The organism is Zhongshania guokunii (genome assembly GCF_040892635.1).
GTDB lineage: Bacteria > Pseudomonadota > Gammaproteobacteria > Pseudomonadales > Spongiibacteraceae > Spongiibacter > Spongiibacter guokunii.
In genome coordinates this window covers 126,754-148,598 of the sequence record NZ_JBFRYA010000003.1, presented here as the reverse complement: position 1 = coordinate 148,598, position 21,845 = coordinate 126,754, and the positions used below count along the sequence as shown (strand labels likewise).

The window sequence follows — 21,845 nt, the reverse complement described above, 5'->3', positions numbered from 1 at the left end:
TCGCACCCGCCGTGCGATGTTCTGTGAATGAAACCAATGGCCGGTCTTCGGGCTTATAAGCGGATTTCTCCTCGGCTCACCCCTTCCCATGCCGTGGCACAGTGGTTATGGCGAACCTAGCTTAATTACCGATGCGGGGGCAGCGCTGGATTTAAATACACACCAGACTTCCCGATTATCTCTTTACAGAGCACCTTTGGTGGGGCGATTGTAGCGACTTTAGGCAGGCAGGCAAAGGACTAAATGGCAACAAAGGCTCGGCGCATCAAGATTTAACTTGGGCTTGCAATACCCCCATACATGCGCAGAATGATAGCTATGTATTCGGCTAGCGGACTAAATCATGCAGCGCCTATTTGTCCAAAAATCCCCAAAAGAGTCTACAAACTTTGGTTTAAACCACAATTTACTCAAAAAGTGCAGAGACTTAAAAACCAATCTCTCGGCAACACTTGAGCAAGCCCTTAGCGACAAATTAGCAAAGTTAAATTCTGAGAAATGGGCCGATGAAAACAAGAACGCCATACAAGACTACAATCAATTTATAGATGAACATGGCTGTTTTGGTGACGAATTCAGGGAGTTTGATTGCCTTACAGTACGACAATTCGTTCACGCTTTTTTCTAAATGGCTTCATACCCATACAGAGCGATATTAGAAATCACGCCATTGCTCACCCCCGTTGACGACGCCGCCATGCTGTACTTGACCCAACATCTAGTGTGGTGGCCGTGAATCACTCCCGTAGCCTTAGATTCTGAATCAAGTTCAGAGTGAGGCGGCTAGAGGTAATTGCAATAACACACCTCCAGCGATGGCATAACACGAACCCAGTTAGACGTTAGCTCGCTAATTGCGGGCTAGCTGCTATTGAGAAAACCAACAAGCTTCACACCAAGCCAACCCTAAGCAGTCTGTGCCAATTTCGCCGTAAGATGCTGTTTAACTCCCAGCCATTCATTACTGATAATGGTGAACACCACGGAGTCGCGCACGCGTCCGTCGGCCATTACCATGTGGTTGCGCAGAATGCCTTCTTGCTTGGCGCCTAGGCGCAAAATGGCGCTGCGGGAGTTATGGTTGAGGAAGTCGGTAACAAACTCGACGCGATTTACTTTTAGGTTTTCAAAGGCGTGTTCCAGCATCAAGAGTTTGGCTTCGGTATTGATGTGGGTTTTTTGGTGGGATTTGGCAATGAAGCTAAAGCCGATTTCTACGCGTTTATTTGGCGGGCTGGCGCGCATATAGCGACTGGAGCCAACTACCTTGCCACTGCGTTTATCGATAATGGAGAAAACAAGGCCGTCGCCCTCTTCTAGCGCATAGTAGGCGTTGCCGATAAATTCATCGAGGTCGTCAGGGTGAGGGACTTTGGTAACAAAAATATTCCACAGTTCGCCGTCGGATATCGCTTCGCTCAAGCCGTCTTTGTGACTGATTGACATTGGCTCCAGGCGCACTCGTGGACCTTCCAAAATTACTTTATCGAAGACCTTATCAAACACCATAACGTTTCTCGCTTTAATCCATTAATAACGATAGAAAAGCAAAGCTGATGCCAATACTTGGGACGCAAAACATTAGGCACCGAGTTAATTAGCTCGATGCCTATTTAAACAGCTTAGCCCGCAAAGGCTACCATCGCGCTGCCAATAAGACTTCCGAAAACCAGGATAATGGTGGCCAAGCCGCCGATGCCAAAACCTAGGCTGCGTTTTTCGGCCGCAGCCATATATCCTTTGCAATAAAACGCGCGGCCAATCACAAACAGGCCGCCCAAACCAGCAGCCACCGGCGCACTTACATACATGGCAAACAACCACATGGCAGGAATAACTAACACCAGCTGCTCCAAGGTATTTAACTGCACGCGCAGCATGCGCTCTAATTTTGGGTCGCCGGTCATGGCCGGGGCTTGAATGCCGGTTTTACCCCTAGTTACGCCAACCAGCATCACAAACACAAAATACTCAATTAAAATTAAACTCATTACCACCGCGACTAAAGCCATTATGCGTTCCTTATTGTGACGTTATTTATGATTAATTTTATTACTCAGCGTCTGCGCCGCTATTAATAGCCTGTTTGCGAATCAGCTGCTGCATGCTCTGCTGTACGTCTGGCCCTAGTAGAGCCACCCAACGCTTAGATAAAGCCTCTAGACGTTTATCAACGCGCAACAACTGCTGATCGTCGCGCTCTTCTACTAGTAACAAGCCCTGTTGGATGAGGGTGTCCATATAAACACGGAACAAGTTTTTGTCGAAGTATTCTGGCGCCTCGCGGCCACTTAGGATGGCCAAGCGCTGAGCCATTTCAATGGTGTGCTGTTCTATATCCATGCGCGGCGCGGGGGTATCTGAAATTTCTTGCACCAGCAGCAAGCTGGTTACGGTGTAACGCTCAAAGGTTTCTCGCAATATTCGGCCGAGGCCGGTGAGCACCGCATAGGTTTCGGTGCCGACGTTGGCGCGAGTCAGCGTGCCATCTTGCTCATTGCGGCTAAGTAAGTTTAAGGCGATTAAATTATCGATTTGCGCCTTAACATCAGCGGCGCAATCTTCTAGACGCACTCGCAAAAACAACTCTTGCTTCACAAAGGGGTACAGGAGCACGCAGGCCTCAATTAACTCGGCCTCGTTAACGGTTTGGCTGTGCCGAAAGAAGCGCGCAATCAAGCTAGGCAGCGCTAAAACATGCATTACCGAGTTGCGGTAATAGGTCAGCATTACCGCTTCTTTGCCAGTCGCGGTGATGATTGGCCCCCAGGGATGTTCGATTCGCGACAGGCCAGCGGTGCGTGCCGCTTGTTCAAAAATCTCTGCGGCGCCACCTTCCGGCAGGGTTACGTCTGGGCTGTAGGGCAGGCGTTTTAACAGCGCCACAAAATGATCGATTTGCAGTAGCAATTCGTCTTCGGCCATGGCCCGCTGGGGGCTAGACAGCAGGATCATCGATACCAAGCCAATCGGATTGACCACCGCCGCGGCATTGATCCGCTCCATGTTTTCTTGGGCGATGTAATCAATAACCGCGGGCACAAAGCTGCGATCTCCCGCCTGTGCCAATTTCCGCCAGTTGGGCTCAATGAGACTAAAGCACTCATCTAAGCTCAGCGGGTCGCCAAAGGCGACATGGGGGCTGCCGTAGGATGATTTAAAGATTTTGCGCGCTTTTAGCAGGCCGCCAGCGGACTCGCTCTGCTTACTTGCACCACGCAATTCCTTAACATAGGAGGCGCTCTCTACCAGCTTGTCATAGCACACATAAATCGGCACCATCGCCACCGAGCGCCCCGGCTGCTGAAGAAAACTCTCCACCGTCATTTTTAGCACGCCTTTTTTGGGCGGCAATAAACGGCCTGTGCGGCTGCGGCCACCCTCGGGGAAAAACTCCATGGGATAACCACGACTCAGAATTACATCTAAATACGATTTAAATACTGCTGAATAGAGGGGCTGACCGCCAAAGCTACGGCGAATATAAAACGCACCGCCGCGCCGTAGCAAGCCACCCACCGGCCAGAAATTAAGATTTACGCCGGCCGCAATATGCGGTGCCACCAAGCCTTGCACATATAGGGTGTAAGAAATTAGCAAATAGTCGAAATGACTGCGGTGCGACGGCATGTAAATAAGTTGGCGGCTATTGGCGGTCTCGCGCAGGCGATCGATATGATAAATATTGAGGCCGGCAAATATCTTACGAAACACCCAGCTGAGAATCAGTTCCAGCGCCCTAATCATGCGGTCATCGTAGTTTGCCGCTATTTCCTCGGCCATCTTACGGGCCTTTTTATTAACCGCCGCGGCGTTTTCGTCCGGTGACTCCAACGCGCTCGCGATGGCATCACGCACTGATTGTCGACGCAGCACCACGTCTACAATCCGCTGCCGAGACAATAAATGCGGCCCCAAGGTTGCGGTGGCACGCCGCGAAAAATAGAAAGACATCAAGCGCGCCAGCATGGCCGCCGCAGCGGCGGGGTCTTGCTTGCGCTCTACAAACTTGTCAAAGGTTAAGGGCTGGGCAATATGCACTAGAACATTGCGCCGCTGCGCAATAATAATAAGCAGTTTGCGCAGTGCGCCGGCGCGTTCGCCGTCACCTAATAACAACTTAAAAAATGAGGTTTCACTACCGGGGTTGCGACCCCAAAAAATTGACACCGGCACAATCTGAAGGGGGTAGTCGCCCTGTGCAGCTTGCTGAATAAGCCCTGCCATGGTTTGCTGGCCGCGTGAACCGCCGCGCTGACCCGCCAACACTGGCAAATACAGGCAGCCCGCGCGTTCGGTGTCTGGCAGTTTACCCGGCGACGCCCGCAATAGGGGCAGGTTGTGGGCCTTAAAGATGCGCTCTAGCAAGAAACGGTCTGTCCAGCTGTGCAAGCGCAGTACGTAGCACACCGGCTTGCCCTGTAGTTCGTCGTGCAAGGCCTCGTCAAATTGCAGTAATTTGGGCTTTACCCCAGCGAGGAATGGCGCCGACAACAGTCGACACAGCACAAAAAACAAACGGGTAAACCACGGCATGATGCTCAAATCCTTAGTTATATAGGGCGCTCAATTATGCGTTTAGTTTTATCCTTGGGGCAGCGCCTAAATTGGCCCGTTTTAGGCCACTGGCGGCGATTTTACTTGGTCTGGACGCTCCCGTCGCGTATTTCACTCATCTTGCTAACAACTGCCTCAGCGGCCAAGACCAGCAGTACCATTGCAGGAAATACAACACTATTAAGGTACAATCCCCTCCACTGCACCGGCACTTACACTCTACACCCGCCGTTTTACCGTTTTTATACAGGCCAATGTCATGACGCCATCATCCAGCCCTGAATTTGACAATAGCTACGCTGAGCTTCCCGAGCGCTTTTACAGCAAGCAAGCACCCACCAGCGTCGCCAACCCAGACCTAATTCGAATCAACACCAAATTAGCCAAGCAGCTCAATATTTCGCCTGAATGGCTGACCTCGCCCGAAGGCATTGCCACTATGGCAGGCAATCACGTACCTGCCGGTGCCCAAAGCCTAGCAGCGGTCTATGCTGGCCACCAGTTTGGCGGCTGGAATCCCCAGCTTGGCGACGGCCGCGCGGTATTACTCGGCGAACTAATGGCCCGCGACGGCATACGCTACGACTGGCAGCTAAAAGGTTCGGGGCGTACCCCTTACTCTCGGGGCGGCGACGGCAAATCACCGCTCGGGCCGGTAATCCGCGAATATATTCTCTGCGAAGCTATGGCTGCGCTAAATATCCCAACCACCCGCGCCCTTGGTGCAGTGACCACTGGCGAGATGGTATTTCGCGACCAAGGTTTGCCCGGCGCCGTTTTTAGCCGCGTGGCCCAGAGCCATATCCGCGTTGGCACCATGCAATTCTTTGCTGCCCGCCGCGACACCGAAGCATTGCAAATACTGAGCGACTATTTAATAGCGCGACACTTCCCGGCGGCAGCGCAAACCAGCAAACCAGTGTTAAGCATGCTCAATGCGATTATTGACCGCCAAGCCAAACTCATCGCCCAGTGGCAATCTGTAGGTTTTATTCACGGCGTAATGAACACCGATAATATGTTGCTGTGCGGCGAGACCATCGACTACGGCCCCTGCGCGTTTATGGAAAGCTTTGATCCTGCAACCGTATTTAGCTCGATCGACCACAACGGCCGTTACGCCTACGGCAACCAGCCGGCGATTGCTCATTGGAACCTTATGCAGCTCGCCCAAGCGCTGCTGCCTATCTTAGACCCGAGCCCCGAGGCCGATGAAAACACTGCTGTCGCCATCGCCCAAGCAGCCATTGACGGGTTTCAAAACCTCTTTTTGGTGGCTTACCAAGATATTATCAAAGACAAACTTGGCGTGAGCAGCTTCACCGCCGACGACGACAGCCTTTATCAAGACCTGCTGATCTTGATGAAAAAAGAGCGTGCCGACTTTACCCTGTGCTTTCGCCGCCTCAGCGAGTTAGCCAATGAAGGCGCCTGCATCAACACCAGCATTCGTGAAATATTTGAATTTAGCGACGCCTTTACGCCTTGGCTGCAACAGTGGCGCCAGCGCCTAAGTGACGACCCGCAAACTGCTGAACAGCGCCAAGCGCAAATGTTTAAGGCTAATCCGGTGTTTATTCCCCGTAATCATTTAGTGCAAGAAGCCATAACAGCCGCCGAGCGCAATGGCGATTTTAGCTTTTTTAATCAATTGGTCGAGGTGCTCGCCAAGCCCCACGATCTTGACCCACAAAAGCTGCGCTACGCCATGCCCGCCAAAAGCAACGAGCAAGTACTGCAAACCTTTTGTGGAACGTAAGTTTTACAATTCAGAAAATTAACACTCATATCAGGAATACATAATGCGAATTTGTGGTGTAGAACTCAGCGGCAATGATGCCGTTATTTGTTTGCTTAATTTAGAGAAGCAGCAATTTAATATTCCCGATTGCAGAGCTCGCAAATTAAGCCTAGCTAAAGAACATGGCCGCGAAGAACTTGTGCAATTTCAAGCGGCCTTTGCAAAGTTAATGAGCGATTACAGCGTAGACAAAGTAGTTATAAAAGGCCGTTTAACAAAAGGAAAATTTGCCGGTGGCGCCGTCAGTTTTAAACTCGAAGCCGCTATTCAGTTAATTGCCAATCTCGACGTGCAGGTGCTAAACACCAGTCAACTCAAAGCCGCCATTGCCGAGAATCCCTGCCCTATCCAGTTTGCCGATACCGGATTAAAGCAGTTTCAAGAAGCCGCATTTACCGTTGCTTACGCGGCACACGCAGCGTAATTAAGGGCAGGCGACTATGACTGTGAGTGATCTCAATTTAAAATACTTGCAAGCCTACCCTGAGCATTTACAAAACCAAGTGCGCAAACTCATCACTGAGCAGCGCATTGACGCCTACCTAGAGCAGCGCTACGGGCAACGCCACGACATTCAAAGTGACAAAGCCCTATATCGCTATGTCACAGAATTGAAGCAGAAAAACCTGCGCAACACCCCGCAAATCGACAAAGTCTTATTCGACAACCGCCTCGACCTAACCCACCGCGCACTCGGCTTACACACTGCGGTATCGCGAGTGCAGGGCGGAAAGTTAAAAGCCAAGAAAGAAATTCGTGTCGCCTCGCTATTTAAAGCAGCGCCCCCCGAATTCTTAGAAATGATAGTGGTCCATGAACTCGCTCACCTGAAAGAGCACGATCACAACAAAGCCTTCTATAAACTCTGCGAATACATGCTGCCCCACTACCACCAGTTGGAGTTTGATTTGCGGATTTACCTCACCGCACGCGAGCTTTAAAACAACGATTAGGGGCTATTCATCTCACAATCAATGGTTTCAAAATATGAATCTAAAATGGCGTCTTATTCAATTCCACATAAATAATAAAGCCGCAAACCTAAGTATCAACACATTTATCTCCGCGCGCGCTACTAGACAAGCACTACTAATATCTGCCAATATTCTGGCAATTGAATTACCTAAGCTTTGCTGGGCACGGTAATTAAGTACCACGGATTGGTACGATATTTTAGATCAGTGCATTAAGTGTTCTGCAATGATGCAACTGCATAGCAGTAAAGCATTCACGCTTTTTCACTGTAGTTCGATAGTCGCAAATGGAATTTGCCATGACAAAATCTCAGCGCTCCGCAGGCTACAGCCTAATCGAAGTATTGGTCGCCCTTTTAGTGACAGCCACTGGTGTAATGGGCAGCGTCGCTACCCATCTTAACGCCATCAAGTTCAATCAAACTGCCGATGTGCGCTCCCACGCCACCCTACTGGCCTATGAAATAGTCGATCGCATGCGCGCCAATCGCAATGCGGCTTTAGCGGGCGATTACACAATTTCCCTCAGTGCCGAGGCACCCAGCATAACGCCGAACACTATCGCCCAAATAGATCTTCAAGACTGGTTTACCGCTATTGGGTCACGCTTAACGGCGGGCGACGGCGCCATTGCCAAAAAGGGCAATATTTTTACAGTTACCGTGCAGTGGGATGAAAGCCGTATTAGCCGTAGCCGCGAGGCCAATGCTGACGGTGGGAACATGCAGGCTTTTATCTTTTCTACCGAGCTGTGAGGTGGCCGCTATGAAGCTGCGTGCTCAAATTGGTTTTGGCATTGTTGAACTAATGATTGCCATGAGCCTTGGCCTCTTACTCAGCGCCGCCGTAATCCAAGTTACCCTTGCCAGCCAGCGCAGCCAACGAGTACTCGAAGCCGCCGCGCGATTGCAGGAGAGCGGTCGCTTCGCCGCTAGCTTTCTCAGCAGGGATTTGCGGATGTCTGGTTATATGGGCTGCGCAAACCTACAGCGCATTCCGGTAAATATTATTGCCAAGAATCCACCAGATGATTTGAATTTTATTAGCACTGGCGTGTTGGTGGGCGAAGACAATGTCGGAGCCGACAACGACTACGACGCTGTAGAAAATACCGACATGGTGTTTATTCAACGCGCAGTCACCCCAGCCGCCTCGCTTACCGGCAATATGGGAGCTAACAACGCCAACATCCAAATTAACAGCAACCCTGCCGGTATAGGCGCCGACGACTTCGTTTTTATTACTGACTGCATTACCGCCGATCTCTTCAGCGCAACGACGGTATCGAATAGCAATGGCAATAGCGGCCATATCACCATCGCTCACGCCAGTAACAACAATATCACTAACAGGCTAAGCAAGGTTTACGGTAGCGATGCTGAGATTATGGGCTTTCAATCTCTCGTCTATTTTGTGCGCGACACCGGCCGCAACACCCCAGCGGGCAATCCCATTCACTCGCTGTGGGTGCAGGCCCGCAATCTTGGCAGCGGCGCAACACCAGTTGCCACCGAGCTGGTGGAAGGGGTTGAAGATATGCAAGTAAGCTACGGTGAAGACACTAACGACGACCGCAATATTGATGTTTACCGCAGCGCCGCCGAGGTCAGTAATTGGGCTGCGGTACTGAGTGTTCGCGTTGAATTACTCATGCACAGCACCGATGACAACATCGTCGGCGCTGCGGGGGAGTTCGTACAAAATAATCTTATTTTCAACGGTGCGGCTGTGCCCAGTGATCAGCGCTTGCGTCAGGTATATAGCACCGCGGTGGCCATTCGCAATCGTCTGCCGTGAGGACTTATTGTATGGTTTTAAACAAGCGGTCCCAGCATGGCGCGGTACTTCTTATCAGCCTGGTCTTTATGCTGATCCTCACCGCTATTTGCGCCAGCGCCCTGCAATCTACTACCTTACAGGAGCGTATGGCGGGCAATGCCCGCGACACTAACACCGCATTTCAAGCCGCCGAGGCTGCGCTCCGCGCCGGTGAATTGGTATTGCAAGGCGCTTCGGTAGGACCCTTCGACGGCAGCAATGGCATGTACCAGCAATGCAGCGGCACGGGACAAGAATGCACTCCGCCAAACTGGCGCGAGCCTGCTTCCACTGGCTGGCGCACCGCCAACGCCATTGATGACACATCTAGCGCACCGCAATTTTATATCGAAGAACTTAAACAAGTTGACGATGCTAAAGCACCGCTTGATGCCGGTACCGCAGTACAAATAATCACCAATTATCGTGTTACTGCCAGAGGCTTTGGGCTTAGCGACCGCGCCATGGTAGTGCTGCGCACTATATATCGCCGCGAATAAAACAATGGGGACCGAGTATGAACGGGAATGCCGCCTTGCGCTGGACACAGCGAACACTCGGCCCAGTGTTACTCGCTATTAGTTCAGCGTATAGCCTGGCCGAGATCGATATTGCCGACACCCCTTTGTCGCTGGCCACCGGCGTTAGGCCGAATATTATTATCGCTATTGATGACTCGGGCAGTATGGACGCTGAGCTGCTCATGCCCACTAACGATGGCGCCTTGTGGTGGCACACTGGCAATAAAAGTTTTGTCGGCTTAGATAAAAACGATGCCGGTGCGGCTGGCGTCCTCAATTTCAATAAGGTCGGCGGCGCCGACGGCACTTGGAAAAAATATATTTATCTTTTCCCCAATGGCACCGGTGCTGGCAAACGCGTTTATGGGGATGACAACAATGACCACTACGCAGTTCCACCCACGGCGCAATTTGCCTTCGCACGCTCGCCAGATTACAACAAGGCCTATTTTAATCCAGATGACAGCTACCTACCTTGGCCCAGTGTTGGCACCAATATCTTCGCCAACATCACTCCTGCCAGTGCGCCAAGTGATCCCAGCGTAGGCGATTTCACTTTTAATCTCCTACCAAACATAAACATCGCCACCGGAAGTTTCTATTTTCAAACTGGCATGTTATTGAGTAACGGCAACGTAGCAACAAGTGCTGGCAGCCAAATAATTAACTATTACCCCGCTACCTTTTATTTAAAAGAGCCGCTAGCCAGCGACTATGGCTATACCGGCACCACATTAACAGGCTATACCCCAGACGGCGCAAGCGCGCTTTATGGCTATGAAATTAAATCTGCGAATTTCTCAACGTCGGCGGCCTATACCGCGATGGCCCAGAACTTTGCCAATTGGTTTTCCTATTATCGCAAACGTCATTTAGCGACTCGCGCTGGTGTCGCGCTGTCGTTCTTTGACGTGAATAATGTGCGGCTTGGCGAATTCACCATTAATAACCTCCGCGATGTCAGCATGAAAACACTCGCTAATAGTGCCGACCGTAACAGCTTTTACGACACTCTTTACACCCGCGGCGGCAATAGCGGCGGCACCCCAAATCGCGAAGCCCTCAATCATGCCGGCAGCCAGTTTCAGCGCAGCGATAGCGCTGCGCCTATTACCCACGCCTGCCAAGCCAATGCCGCCATCCTCTTTACCGATGGCTATAGCAACGTCAGTAGCATCAGCGGTGTCGGCAATGAAGACGCAGGTAAAGGTGCGCCCTACGAAGACACCGCTAGCTCGACCATGGCCGACATCGCCATGAAATATTACGACAATCCGCTGCGCTTAAATTTCGCCACTGGGCAAGTGCCAATGGCGGCGGCCTGTAACCGTAAGAATCCACCTCCTGCCCTAGACTGCAAAACCGATTTACACATGCTCAGCTATGCAGTCACCTTGGGCACTGGCGGTATTTTATATGACCCCGACAACCCAGCTGATCCCTATACAAGCCCACCAAGCTGGCATACCTCCTTTGAGAATCGCAGCCCCACCGCCATCGACGATTTGTGGCACGCCACTATCAATGGTCGTGGCGCACTGCTGATTGCCAGCAAACCCGTTGAAATCGCCGAGAAATTAAAGTCTGCAATCACCCAAATTCTGCAATCAATTAGCTCATCGGCCTCTATTGCGACTAATTCCACCCGTTTAGATTCCGACACCATAATATTCCAGGCCCGTTACGATAGTCGCGATTGGTCTGGGCAAATACAGGCCTACGAAGTAGACAGCGATGGGGACTTAGCGACTGAGCAATGGGATACTAATTCCAATGGCGGCATCCCCCCGCACGCCAACCGCAATATACTAACGTGGATAAGCCCAATCTCAGGCCCAGGAACTGCCGTAGACTTCAGCTGGGACAATTTATCTGTAACCGAACAGCTGGCGCTCACGGTCGACCTCAATGCTGCCGATATATCAATTGCGGGACCGCAGCGCGTAAATTGGTTACGTGGCGATCAAAGCTTAGAAGGGCTGAACGCCAATTACCGTATTCGCTCGCACCTGCTTGGCGATATCATCAACTCCAACCCCTATTTTCACTGGCAGCAAAACTACGGTTTTAAGCGCTTGCCTGGCAGCGCCGGCAGCAGCTATGAAGCCTACCTAAGTGCAAAAAAAACCAAACCACCCATGCTCTATGTTGGCGCCAACGACGGTATGTTGCATGCTTTAAACGCAACAAGTGGCACCGAGGAATTTGCCTATATACCGGCTAGCGCCTACCCGAATTTAGCATCGCTGAGCAAACCCGATTACAGCCACAAATATTTCGTAGACGGCTCACCCCTCGTGTTAGATGCCTATTGGAATGACTCATGGCACTCGATATTGGTGGGCAGCAGCGGCGCCGGAGGCGGTTCAGTATTTGCAATTGATGTCAGTGACCCCAGCAACGTCGACAGCAGCGATATACTGTGGGATTTCCACACTAGCGCCAGCGACAGCCATAAACTCGGTATGAGTATGAGTAATCCTGTGCTCACGCGGCTGGCAAGTGGCGACTGGGTCGCAATATTTGGCAACGGCTATAACAGCGGCGACACCGTAAAATTATTATTAGTTAATCTTCAAACTGGGGAATTAATCAAAGCAATCGACACCGAGGTCGCCGGCAGCAATAACGGTCTAGGCGATATTTTGGCAGTAGATAGCGACAGCGACCGTATTACCGATTATGTCTACGCCGGCGACCTCAATGGCAATGTATGGAAGTTTGACTTAAGCAGCAACAATAGCAGCCAATGGAAAGTTGCTTTTAAATCGGGGAACACACCAAAGCCATTCTTTGTCGCCAAAGCACCAGACGGCAGCGCGCAAGCTATCACCGCAGGAATGACCTCTGGACGCCATCCCGACGGCGGCATCATGATTTATTTCGGCACCGGCAAATATTTTGAAAACGGCGATTCCCTCGTCACTAGCTCACCACAACTACAAAGCTTTTACGGCCTTCGCGACAACGGCAGCCAAATCCTAGCGCGCAGTAATTTACAGCAGCAGACAATTAGCTATGAGGGCACACCCACGCTGCGCGGTGGCAGTGCCGAATTTGCTGTTCGAGTGGTATCAAATACCACGGTTGATTACGGCGCAAAAGCAGGTTGGTACGTAGATTTAACAAGCCCTTCTGCCGCCAATGGCGCCGGTGAGCGAGTCATCGACCAAGCCATTTTGCGTAATGGCCGCGTGATCTTTGCCACCCTCATTCCCTCGGCCGATCCCTGCAATTTCGGTGGCACTGGCTGGCTGATGGAGATTGACAGCATTAATGGCGGTCGCCTCCCCGACACCGTGATCGACATCAATGGCGACGGTTTAATTAACGACGATGATATGACGAATCTCAGCGACGAATTTTTTCCATCCAGCGCTAAAAAATTTGATCAATTACTCACCCGCCCAGGTATCATTGGCGCCGGCGAAAAGGAGTATAAATACACCTCGGGCTCGCGAGGCGGTATTGGCATTACGCTAGAAAGGGGCTCCGGCCATGAGCTGGGCCGACAGGCATGGTGGCAGCTACAATGATTCGATGACCAAATCCACCTCAAGATTCTTGCACTTTCACTGCCGCAGATAGCCCCGCCACGGTTTATACCGTCACCAAGTGTTGGTGGCGCTAATGAGTAATCGGATGACTATACCCTAAGCAAATTTTTGCTGCCTGCGGTCAATTATTAGCTTATAAAAAAGCCCCACTTTATAAAAAGCGGGGCTTCTGACGAAGACTTAGCTTGGCCTTACAAGCGCAGCTGTAAACGCACAAAGGCGCCTTCTTCAAACTCAAATTTCTTACCGGTGTCGGCATCAAAATCCATACTGCCATAACCGATTTGAATAGCGGAATTTTGGAAGAGGCTAAATTCAGCGCTAACAGACCATTCGTCATAGCCCTCAATATCGCCAAAACCAGTGGCTTCTGGCGCGTAATACAAGCCAGCACGTAAGCGCACAATTTCATTTAAGGGCAAGCTTACGTCGCCGCCAAACGCGACCGCGCCGCCATTAACATCGGCGTCGTCACCTTCAAGACCAATCGCTTTAGCCCCTACGCGACCACTCACTGCGCCGCGCTGGCCATTGGCATACAAACCCAAAGCGACCATATCGGCATCATCATCGTGATGTAGCCAGTCCAGTTGTGCACTGCTTTCTGGGCTCATATCGCCGGCCACTGACACACCAAAGCTGTCTGAGCCAAAGCGAAACGCGACGCCGCCGGCCATTACCGAACTGCTCGCGCTAGCCAATAGTAAAGCTGCAATAAATGGGGCTTTCATGCTACTGATTCTCCTGTTTACAAAAATCTAAAAATAAAATCGCTACCATACACGTTCCTAACCGAAACTGCCTATATGATCGGGATTTTTACTACTACCCCTGAAACCGCACCGGCTCCTTGGCCTTGTCGCTAATGACCACCGTACCAGCAATCTTGTCATGCCAGCCCTGCTTGCGACGATCCAAGCCAACCCAAATAAAACCCAGCATCATTACGAAGGTCGAAAGATAATAGCCAAAATAACGAATCAACCACTGTGACGCGGAGGGCTTGCCGCCAGTTTTGGCATCAACAATACGGAGCTTCAGCAATATCTTGCCCGGCGTAGCCGACTTGTAAAACCAAAACACCATAACGGCCACCGCGGGCAGAACATAGTTTAATAATATTCCCAAACCACTGCTCATCCCCATTGCTTGGAAGGACATTGTTGAGGCGTGCATACCGTCACGCTCCATACTCGACCACTGGGCATCGCCCATGGTGAGGGCAAAAATAGGAATTAGCAGCAGGCCAAACAACATGGTGTCGATAATGGAAGCCAGCACCCGTATCCAAAAACCCGCGTATTCTAATTTATCTGGCTCTGATAACTGCGGTATATCGTCCATAGCTACTCCACTGTGGTGAATTAAGTTTTCTACTGGGGGTATGAATTATTAAAGATAGACAGCGATGATTGGGCTTTGTTTTCGCCAATACACCAGACAGCTACGGCAAGGAATCATAACAAGGGCACATTACAGCATCTACAAATTAGCAGCACGCCCGCCGACATTAACATCTATGGACGCCCCATTTTGTGCAAGTAAAATATTGAAACAATTTGGTTGTGCAGCCATCTGTTCGGACTTTAATTGAAGCACTGCCTCTGTCCCTAATGAATTCCGCTGATCTGGCTCTAAACATTTGAATCGTTCTCGAAGAACAAAGTTAAGATCAGATTTACCAGACCACGGTGCAACCGTCTTGCCATCAATACTATTTCACCTACGCACAAACTGACGTCATCCTTGTTTACATTGCAGTAACGAGATACTGCTCCTCATATCGACGCTGATGGAATAGCAGCGCCCAAGCTATGCGCGCCAACTTATTCGCCAGCGCAACAATTACTACATTACGATGCCGCCGTCTCGACAACGAGTCTAACCACGGCGTGACACTACGTTTCGGGTTCATGTGCCGGAGTACAGCTCTGGCTCCATGAATTAACATTCGCCTCAAATAGGCATCACCGCGCTTACTTATCCCTAGCAGCCGCTGCTTTCCGCCGCTCGAATACTGTCGTGGCACCAGCCCTAGCCACGCCGCAAATTCTCTTCCGTTTTTAAATGATCGCGCATTGCCTACTGAGGCCCGAAGCGCTGAAGCCGTTAATCTTCCGATACCAGGCACTTCCTCCAGTCGACGACATGCCTCATCACTTTGACTCTCAGCATCAATTTCCTCATCAAGTGCCGCTATCGAGCCTTCAAGACTCCGTAGACGCTGCAGTAAGCGCTGGGTATGCCGCTGCAAAATACTTGGTAAGGCTGCCTCGTGGCGGGAATATTCATCCCTGAACCACACTTTTAATTTATTAGGCCCTTTCGGAATAATGACCCCAAACTCACTCAGTGTGCCTCTAATCCGATTTATGAGTGATGTTCGCTCCCTCGTTAACCCTTCACGCTCTCTGTGCAGCAACAAAACTGATTGCTGATCTGCATTTTTTATATCAACGAAGCGCATGCCCAGTCTGGTCACCGCTTCGGCGATCGCTTCTGCATCGGCAGAATCATTTTTGTTGGTCTTAACATAAGCCTTAACATATTGCGGTGCCATGAGCTTAACCTCATGGCCTAAAGCTCTGATTTCTCTTGCCCAATAATGCGAGCTACCACAGGCCTCCATACCAACCAAACATGGCGGCAATTGATTTAGTGCCGACAATAACTTACTTCTTCGAACTTGCTTATTGAGAAGCTTATTTCCAAATTCATCTGCAAAATGTATCTGGAAAACCTGCTTCGCCAGATCGATACCTACTACCGCTACTGTGTTCATAATGGCCCTCCGATTTCCAAAAGTAACTTCGGTACTCACAGTATAGAAGGGGCGTCCATTTCATTATTTATATTGGCGTTTGCGCTGCTTCGTGCACCAGCATAGCTTGCTTGCGCTGGGCACCCCAGCGATATTGACTGAATTCGCCGGTACTACGAATTACGCGGTGACAGGGAATAAGGTAGGCGACGTGATTGCGAGCAATAGCACTGGCCACCGCGCGCACCGACGACGGAATCCCCATCGCCCCAGCTATTTGCTGGTAAGAACACAGTTCACCGTGGGGAATAGCCATTAGCGCCTCCCAGACTTTAAGCTGAAATTCGCTGCCCTTGAGCAATATCCGCAACTGCGCCGAGGGATCACCCCGACCTGAAAACACCTGTGTAAAAACGCCCGCGACGGCCTGCTGATCCCGCTGCAAATCCGCCGCTGGCCACTCTTGCTGCAGTTCGTGCAGTACCGCACCCTCTTCGCCAAGGTCGTCAAAAAAGGCCATTTTGCAGATCCCGCGCTGAGTACTGGCAATAAGGCAGTAGCCAAAAAGCGAAGCTTGAATCCCATAGACAATCTGCAAGCCTGCCCCCAAACTACGGTATTCGCCCGGTGTCATACACTCGGCTTTGATCATTAAATCATGTAAGCGACCGCTACCGCTCAAGCCACAGGCGAGCGCCGCCTCGAGCACGCTGGCTTTACGCAGCTGCTGTTTAGCCCGCTCCTTGGTCAAGAACTGCAAAAACTGCTTGGGCGAGATGCCCGCCCACTCCGAAAATACGCGCTGCAGATGGAACTCGCTCAAGCCAACATGGTTGGCCAGCTCAGCCAAGCTCGGTTGCGCCGCCTGTCGCTCACTGAGATAGTGAATTGCCTTCGCCACCCGCTGATAATTTATATGCTGCTCTGTCATAGCGCCCCAGCCACTACTAGTTGAATAGATCTCAGTGTGACCACCACATCATGATCTTGCCACCCGATTCTTGCGTAATGCTGAGCATCATACCAATGGCACAGCGATTGCTGCACACTTGGCTATACTTAGAGCCCTTACGCTGGCCGACACCAAGCTGCGAACTAATAAGCGGCGATCTGTCAAACCAATACAGCTATTAACATGTGGCGCGCTAAGCTGCTACGACCGCTATACATGGAGAGATAAATGTCCCGCGCAATAAAATACACGCTTATCGGACTGGTCAGTATTGTCATTCTGGCCGGCAGCGCCCTCGCCGCCTTAGCATTTTGGCTAGACCCCAATATTTTCAAAGGTGAAATCGAAAAGCTCGCCGCCGATCAAGGCTTGGTTTTACATCTTGATGGCGATTTATCTTGGCAGATTTTTCCCGACATCCAGATCGCCGTTGGTGCCGCCAGCTTAGCAATACCTGACTCCACCACCACGGCCGACTCAAATACAGGAAAAAGCACTGAGATTATGCGCTTTGAGCAAGCTCAACTCGCCGTAGCCCTCAAACCCTTGCTGCAAAAAAACATTGTTATTAAAGGCGTCACGCTTAAGGGCCTGAATGCCAATTTAGTTGTCGACGACCAAGGCATTGGCAATTGGACCAAGATAGGAAAACAGGCTGCGGCCACCGAAAAAACACCAACAAATGAAGGTAATAAAGCCCAGCAGCTGGGTATTCAAAAATTTCAGCTCGCAAACAGCACTGTGCATTACCGCAACGCCCAAACCGGACAAAACATCAGCCTCGACCAACTCAATTTAAGCGGCGAAAACATTCAGTTGAATAACGAGGCCTTCCCTCTTGAATTAAACGCTGCGCTCCGATTCAAAGATCCTCAACAAAGCTTAGCTGCAGATTTTAGCCTCAACGCCACAATACAAATCAACGACACCTTAGACAATATTATTGTTAATGATGGCGACATCAGCCTCAGCGCCGAACACCAAAGTAAAGAGGCACAGCTCTCTGCAAAAACGCGACTCAAGCTGGCGGCTACCGCCAATTTTAAAGACGCCTTGGTTTGGTCACTGTCAGAACTCGCAGTGCAAGATACCAGTATGCAATACCAGGCCAAAGACGGCACTTTGCTGGAATTAAAATCCCTTGATGTCAGCGGGGCTATTCAGCCTGGCGGCGACGCAAAGCCTTTGCGCTTGGAGTCGGCGCTCAACTACAGCGCAGCGCATCAAACTCCCATTAGTACTAAAATCAAACTCGACACCCTACTGAAAGTTGATGCGGCACTAAACAGCTTCACTGCAAATAACACAGTATTGGCCGCCGATATTGGTAGTGACACGCTAACCCTAAAAGGCGAGGCCAACGCGAGCATTAGTCCTTTGGCATATCAGGCCAGCCTGCAGCTCAGCCCAGCAAATTTCCGCAATATTGCTAAAACCTTGGCCATTAGCCTTCCCGAGATGGCCGAAGCCAGTAGTTTCAGCAAGGTGGGCTTAAAAGCCAAGATCAACGGCGACGACAAGCTTATTGCCATTTCCGATCTCAACGCCGTTTTAGACACAAGCACAATTAGCGGTGAAGTAAGCCTGCCTATGAATAAAGACCAGGCCACCAGATTGAGTTTTGTTGTTGATAAAATTAATCTCGACCATTATTTACCTCCTAAGCCAGCTGCGGACGCAAGTAAGGCCAACGATAAAGCTCCGCCACCAAGCGCCCCGAGCAGCGATGAGCTCGGCCTGCCCAGAGAGCTGTTAAATAGCCTAAACCTTGATGCCAGCCTTAAAGTTGGTGAGCTAGTGGTAAGCGAATTACCCTTTAAAAATCTCAATATCAAACTTGCTGCCAAGCAAGGGCTTAGCCGTATTAGTCCGTTTAGCGGCCTTGTTTACGATAGCCCCTTTAAAATTGAAACCGAACTGGACTCCCGCGCCAGCGCAGCCAAAATTCGCTTCAAGGCCGACAGCGAACAACTGCCGCTAGGTAAGGTCTTAACCGCCTTAGAGATTAGCCAAGAACTGTCTGGGCTCAGCAATGTTAATCTCGACCTCAACACCAGCGGCAGCACTATTAGCAGCCTTAAAAAGAACCTCGACGGTAATATCGCACTAAGCGCACAGAAACTACGTTTAACCAATATGAATATCGAGCGCGCTTTCTGCCAGCTGGTAACTCGCCTGCAGCAGGAAACCTTCGATCCTAATAATTGGCCCTTGTATAGTGACCTGCAAGACACCACCACCAAGATTGTGATCACCAAAGGCGTGGCAAAAATCGAACAGCTAAGCGCTGGGGTAAGCAAGCTGGCCCTGCGTGGCAGCGGTAAAGTTGATTTAACCGAAGACAGCTTTGACGTGGTATTGAATAGCCGTCTCGCCCAAGCCGACCAAGCGGCTATGGCCTGCAAAATAAATAATGAAAAGTTATTGAATCGCGATATTCCTATTCGCTGCAAAGCGAGCTTTGACAAGGTTGGCGCCACCAGTTGCCTGCCGGACTTCCGTGTCATTGAGGACATTGCCAAGGAAAAAGCCAAGAATAAAATCGAGGAGAAAACCCAGGAGTTAATCGACCGTAAAATGGGCGGCGAGAATGGGGAAGCAGCCAAGCAATTATTCAATCAGTTTTTCAAAAAATAAATGCGTTTGAATAGTCTTAACAACCGAGCAAGGAACGAAGGTTAGCGGTGTAGCAGTCTAGAATTGGACGTCTACACCGCCGCTTTTGACCCGCTACTCAGTTAGCCAATCAAAGGATTTACTATCGCAAAGCGCGGCGTGGTTGCTCACTCAAGCACCGCGCTCCAAGGCTTAGATTCCCGCTGCTGAGCGCCAGCAACCGCGGGGCAGGTCAATATTCCCCGCGCCACGCTAAGACCGGCAGCTAAGCCAGGATTAGCACGTAAGCAATCTCGCAAACCACTGCCCGCCAGTTTTTGCACATAGGGCAAGTTCGCCTGACTGAGTGCTTGGGTGGCCGTACGCGCCACCGCGCTGGGGATATTCGCGACGCAATAATGGACAATCCCCGCCTCGACAAAGGTTGGGGCCGAGTGGGTGGTGGGCCGAGTGGTGGCGAAGCATCCGCCTTGATCAACGGCAATGTCAACCAATACGGAACCAACTGCCAAGTACTTGAGGTCCTCGGCGCTTAACAGTTTAGGCGCCGCTGCCCCTGGCACCAATGCGGCGCCAACAACCATATCGACTTCGGCCAGTAGCGCCGACACATCGAGCTCCTCACTGCCAATTGCGGTAAAGCGATCGCTTGTAAATTGGCTGCGCAAACTCTGGCGACGTGGCGCAAAAGGTTCAATTAAAGTAACTTTGGCGCCCATGCCCAACGCCACATCGGCGGCATTACTACCGACGACACCGCCGCCAAAAATTAAAACATGACCAGGATCTAAGCCCGCTACCGAACCCAGCAAAACCCCCGAACCACCTTGGGCTTTTTCCAAGCAGTGAGCGCCCGCCTGAGTGGCTAAGCGCCCAGCAATTTCGCTCATGGGTTTGAGCAGCGGGAGGCGCCCCTGCTCATCGGTAATCGTTTCGTAGGCAATACAGTGGGCACCACTGCCTATAAGGGCATCGGTCAGTATGCGATTCGGGGCAAGGTGCAAAAAACAAAACAAAATTTGCCCTGCGCGCAGCCGCGCTACTTCTTCGGCCTGTGGTTCTTTTACTTTCACAATCAGTTCGGCTTGCCGGTATAGATCGCCCACCCTAGCGACGATGTGAGCACCGCTGGTTTGGTATTCCTCGTCACCGTAACCCGAGCCTAAACCGGCCCCAGCCTCCAATAAAACCTGATGCTCGCACTGCGTGAGCGCTAAGACCGCCGACGGAGTTAAGCCAACACGATACTCCTGAGCTTTGATTTCTTTGGGTACACCGATACGCATACAAACCCCTTTCCATCGTTGCTTAAATCTAGAAAAATATCCTCTCTACTTACAATCTACACCAGCTCCCACTGGCCCTCGTGTTGGCGAGCGCTAGACTCCTTCTCTAATTTAAGCAGATGCGCCCATAAAGACAATTTTGCGATGGGATGAATACTGACATCTACATCGCGATACGCCACCGCCACCAAGTCGTCGAGATCGCCTTTGACGACTTCTTTGAAGGCGGCGACAATTTTCGCTTCCCGTCCCTGACGATGAGCAATCAAGGCCTCGACCTCCGCGCGGGGGTTAGCGATTAAACTGCCGTGGCCCGGCGCCAAATAGTGCATGGGGTAATCGAGTAGCAGGCGAAGCGAGTCAACATAGTCGGCCATATCCCCGGCTGGCGGAATAATCACCACGGTCGAGCCCTGCATAATATGGTCGCCAGTAAATACGGTACCGGTGGCTTCATGTAAAAAACAAAAATGATTAGCAACGTGGCCAGGGGTATAAATTGCACGCAGCGAGCTGTCCTCAATGACAAAACAATCGTCGTGGGCAAGGCCCTGGGTGGGCGCAAAACTCTGATCTTGATGGCCGTCATCAACAATCTGCGCGCCAATCACCGGCACACCGGAATAATGACCCTGTAAGGTGGCGGCGCCCGGCGAGTGGTCTGAGTGGGTGTGGGTGGTCACAATGCGCTCCACCTCGCCCCCCAAACTTGCCACGGCTGCCACAATGGCATCGGTATGCGCTGGCATATCTGGGCCTGGGTCTAAAATAGTAATTGCCTTATTACCCAGTAAATAGGTGTTCGTACCCGGCCCCGTTAACACACTGGGGTTAGGCGCTACCAAGCGGTGAACACCCGGAAGAATTGTCTCCAATACGCCTGCTTGCATCATAAAGCCCATCTCACCTCTAAACTTATCGCGTAATTGACCATAAAGCCTTAGCTAGCAGAGTAAGAGCCTCACTGACCGATAGCAAGCTATGAGTCCAAAACTAAGCTAG

18 protein-coding genes and 1 riboswitch are annotated in these 21,845 nt (G+C 51.1%); of the genes, 9 read left to right on the top strand and 9 right to left on the bottom strand.

Annotation, left to right across the window (positions count from 1 at the left end):
* Positions 1–21: 21 nt before the first annotated feature.
* Positions 22–213: riboswitch (cobalamin riboswitch) on the bottom strand.
* Positions 214–343: 130 nt separating this feature from the next.
* Positions 344–628 (top strand): type II toxin-antitoxin system CcdA family antitoxin, encoded by a 285-nt coding sequence (locus AB4876_RS04810; protein WP_368380514.1) that lies wholly within the window; start codon positions 344–346, stop codon positions 626–628.
* 278 nt (positions 629–906) lie between these two features.
* Here AB4876_RS04810 and AB4876_RS04805 read toward each other — a convergent pair whose 3' ends face one another.
* The 3 genes from AB4876_RS04805 to plsB all read right to left on the bottom strand — a co-directional run bounded on the left by AB4876_RS04805 (position 907) and on the right by plsB (position 4,536).
* Complete coding sequence (locus AB4876_RS04805) at positions 907–1,509, bottom strand: GNAT family N-acetyltransferase (RefSeq protein WP_368380513.1); 603 nt, start codon at positions 1,507–1,509, stop codon at positions 907–909.
* Positions 1,510–1,622: 113 nt separating this feature from the next.
* Positions 1,623–2,012, bottom strand: coding sequence for an MAPEG family protein (locus tag AB4876_RS04800; protein ID WP_368380512.1), 390 nt, complete (start codon positions 2,010–2,012; stop codon positions 1,623–1,625).
* Between the two features lie 40 nt (positions 2,013–2,052).
* The gene (gene plsB, locus AB4876_RS04795) at positions 2,053–4,536 is read right to left on the bottom strand and encodes a glycerol-3-phosphate 1-O-acyltransferase PlsB (protein ID WP_368380511.1); all 2,484 of its coding nucleotides are present in this window, start codon (positions 4,534–4,536) and stop codon (positions 2,053–2,055) included.
* 280 nt (positions 4,537–4,816) lie between these two features.
* Here plsB and AB4876_RS04790 point away from each other — a divergent pair, with 280 nt between their 5' ends.
* From AB4876_RS04790 to AB4876_RS04760, 7 genes are all read left to right on the top strand, one after another.
* On the top strand, positions 4,817–6,316 hold the full coding sequence (locus AB4876_RS04790; RefSeq protein WP_368380510.1) for a protein adenylyltransferase SelO: 1,500 nt from the start codon (positions 4,817–4,819) through the stop codon (positions 6,314–6,316).
* A gap of 43 nt (positions 6,317–6,359) precedes the next feature.
* Positions 6,360–6,782 carry a DUF3010 family protein gene (locus tag AB4876_RS04785; RefSeq protein ID WP_368380509.1) on the top strand — a complete coding sequence of 141 codons (423 nt, stop codon included), beginning with the start codon at positions 6,360–6,362 and terminating at the stop codon, positions 6,780–6,782.
* A gap of 22 nt (positions 6,783–6,804) precedes the next feature.
* Entirely contained in the window at positions 6,805–7,299 is a 495-nt protein-coding gene (locus AB4876_RS04780; protein WP_438273399.1) for a M48 metallopeptidase family protein, read from the top strand.
* A 332-nt stretch (positions 7,300–7,631) separates the two neighbouring features.
* A complete protein-coding gene (pilV, locus tag AB4876_RS04775; RefSeq protein WP_368380507.1) occupies positions 7,632–8,087 on the top strand; it encodes a type IV pilus modification protein PilV in 456 nt (151 codons plus the stop codon).
* Between the two features lie 10 nt (positions 8,088–8,097).
* Positions 8,098–9,129 carry a PilW family protein gene (locus AB4876_RS04770; protein WP_368380506.1) on the top strand — a complete coding sequence of 344 codons (1,032 nt, stop codon included), beginning with the start codon at positions 8,098–8,100 and terminating at the stop codon, positions 9,127–9,129.
* Between the two features lie 11 nt (positions 9,130–9,140).
* Positions 9,141–9,650, top strand: a complete 510-nt coding sequence (locus AB4876_RS04765; protein WP_368380505.1) for a pilus assembly PilX family protein — start codon at positions 9,141–9,143, stop codon at positions 9,648–9,650.
* 17 nt (positions 9,651–9,667) lie between these two features.
* Entirely contained in the window at positions 9,668–13,207 is a 3,540-nt protein-coding gene (locus AB4876_RS04760; protein WP_368380504.1) for a pilus assembly protein, read from the top strand.
* Between the two features lie 212 nt (positions 13,208–13,419).
* Here AB4876_RS04760 and AB4876_RS04755 read toward each other — a convergent pair whose 3' ends face one another.
* The 4 genes from AB4876_RS04755 to AB4876_RS04740 all read right to left on the bottom strand — a co-directional run bounded on the left by AB4876_RS04755 (position 13,420) and on the right by AB4876_RS04740 (position 16,920).
* Entirely contained in the window at positions 13,420–13,959 is a 540-nt protein-coding gene (locus AB4876_RS04755; protein ID WP_368380503.1) for a YfaZ family outer membrane protein, read from the bottom strand.
* A gap of 94 nt (positions 13,960–14,053) precedes the next feature.
* The gene (locus AB4876_RS04750) at positions 14,054–14,572 is read right to left on the bottom strand and encodes an RDD family protein (RefSeq protein ID WP_368380502.1); all 519 of its coding nucleotides are present in this window, start codon (positions 14,570–14,572) and stop codon (positions 14,054–14,056) included.
* 406 nt (positions 14,573–14,978) lie between these two features.
* A complete protein-coding gene (locus AB4876_RS04745) occupies positions 14,979–16,010 on the bottom strand; it encodes an IS110 family RNA-guided transposase (RefSeq protein WP_368380501.1) in 1,032 nt (343 codons plus the stop codon).
* Between the two features lie 67 nt (positions 16,011–16,077).
* A complete protein-coding gene (locus AB4876_RS04740) occupies positions 16,078–16,920 on the bottom strand; it encodes a bifunctional transcriptional activator/DNA repair enzyme AdaA (RefSeq protein WP_368380500.1) in 843 nt (280 codons plus the stop codon).
* 249 nt (positions 16,921–17,169) lie between these two features.
* Between AB4876_RS04740 and AB4876_RS04735 the strand changes: the two genes are divergently transcribed.
* Positions 17,170–19,578 carry an AsmA family protein gene (locus tag AB4876_RS04735; protein ID WP_368380499.1) on the top strand — a complete coding sequence of 803 codons (2,409 nt, stop codon included), beginning with the start codon at positions 17,170–17,172 and terminating at the stop codon, positions 19,576–19,578.
* Positions 19,579–19,724: 146 nt separating this feature from the next.
* Here AB4876_RS04735 and ald read toward each other — a convergent pair whose 3' ends face one another.
* Both ald and AB4876_RS04725 read right to left on the bottom strand, forming a co-directional pair.
* Complete coding sequence (gene ald / locus AB4876_RS04730) at positions 19,725–20,843, bottom strand: alanine dehydrogenase (protein WP_368380498.1); 1,119 nt, start codon at positions 20,841–20,843, stop codon at positions 19,725–19,727.
* A 56-nt stretch (positions 20,844–20,899) separates the two neighbouring features.
* Positions 20,900–21,736 carry an MBL fold metallo-hydrolase gene (locus AB4876_RS04725; RefSeq protein ID WP_368380497.1) on the bottom strand — a complete coding sequence of 279 codons (837 nt, stop codon included), beginning with the start codon at positions 21,734–21,736 and terminating at the stop codon, positions 20,900–20,902.
* Between the last annotated feature and the right edge of the window lie 109 nt (positions 21,737–21,845).

Coding starts and splice junctions, on each gene's coding strand:
- AB4876_RS04810 (WP_368380514.1), top strand. CDS start 344: ATGCAGCGCCTATTTGTCCAAAAATCCCCAAAAGAGTCTACAAACTTT.
- AB4876_RS04805 (WP_368380513.1), bottom strand. CDS start 1,509: ATGGTGTTTGATAAGGTCTTCGATAAAGTAATTTTGGAAGGTCCACGA.
- AB4876_RS04800 (WP_368380512.1), bottom strand. CDS start 2,012: ATGGCTTTAGTCGCGGTGGTAATGAGTTTAATTTTAATTGAGTATTTT.
- plsB (WP_368380511.1), bottom strand. CDS start 4,536: ATGCCGTGGTTTACCCGTTTGTTTTTTGTGCTGTGTCGACTGTTGTCG.
- AB4876_RS04790 (WP_368380510.1), top strand. CDS start 4,817: ATGACGCCATCATCCAGCCCTGAATTTGACAATAGCTACGCTGAGCTT.
- AB4876_RS04785 (WP_368380509.1), top strand. CDS start 6,360: ATGCGAATTTGTGGTGTAGAACTCAGCGGCAATGATGCCGTTATTTGT.
- pilV (WP_368380507.1), top strand. CDS start 7,632: ATGACAAAATCTCAGCGCTCCGCAGGCTACAGCCTAATCGAAGTATTG.
- AB4876_RS04770 (WP_368380506.1), top strand. CDS start 8,098: ATGAAGCTGCGTGCTCAAATTGGTTTTGGCATTGTTGAACTAATGATT.
- AB4876_RS04765 (WP_368380505.1), top strand. CDS start 9,141: ATGGTTTTAAACAAGCGGTCCCAGCATGGCGCGGTACTTCTTATCAGC.
- AB4876_RS04760 (WP_368380504.1), top strand. CDS start 9,668: ATGAACGGGAATGCCGCCTTGCGCTGGACACAGCGAACACTCGGCCCA.
- AB4876_RS04755 (WP_368380503.1), bottom strand. CDS start 13,959: ATGAAAGCCCCATTTATTGCAGCTTTACTATTGGCTAGCGCGAGCAGT.
- AB4876_RS04750 (WP_368380502.1), bottom strand. CDS start 14,572: ATGGACGATATACCGCAGTTATCAGAGCCAGATAAATTAGAATACGCG.
- AB4876_RS04745 (WP_368380501.1), bottom strand. CDS start 16,010: ATGAACACAGTAGCGGTAGTAGGTATCGATCTGGCGAAGCAGGTTTTC.
- AB4876_RS04740 (WP_368380500.1), bottom strand. CDS start 16,920: ATGACAGAGCAGCATATAAATTATCAGCGGGTGGCGAAGGCAATTCAC.
- AB4876_RS04735 (WP_368380499.1), top strand. CDS start 17,170: ATGTCCCGCGCAATAAAATACACGCTTATCGGACTGGTCAGTATTGTC.
- ald (WP_368380498.1), bottom strand. CDS start 20,843: ATGCGTATCGGTGTACCCAAAGAAATCAAAGCTCAGGAGTATCGTGTT.
- AB4876_RS04725 (WP_368380497.1), bottom strand. CDS start 21,736: ATGATGCAAGCAGGCGTATTGGAGACAATTCTTCCGGGTGTTCACCGC.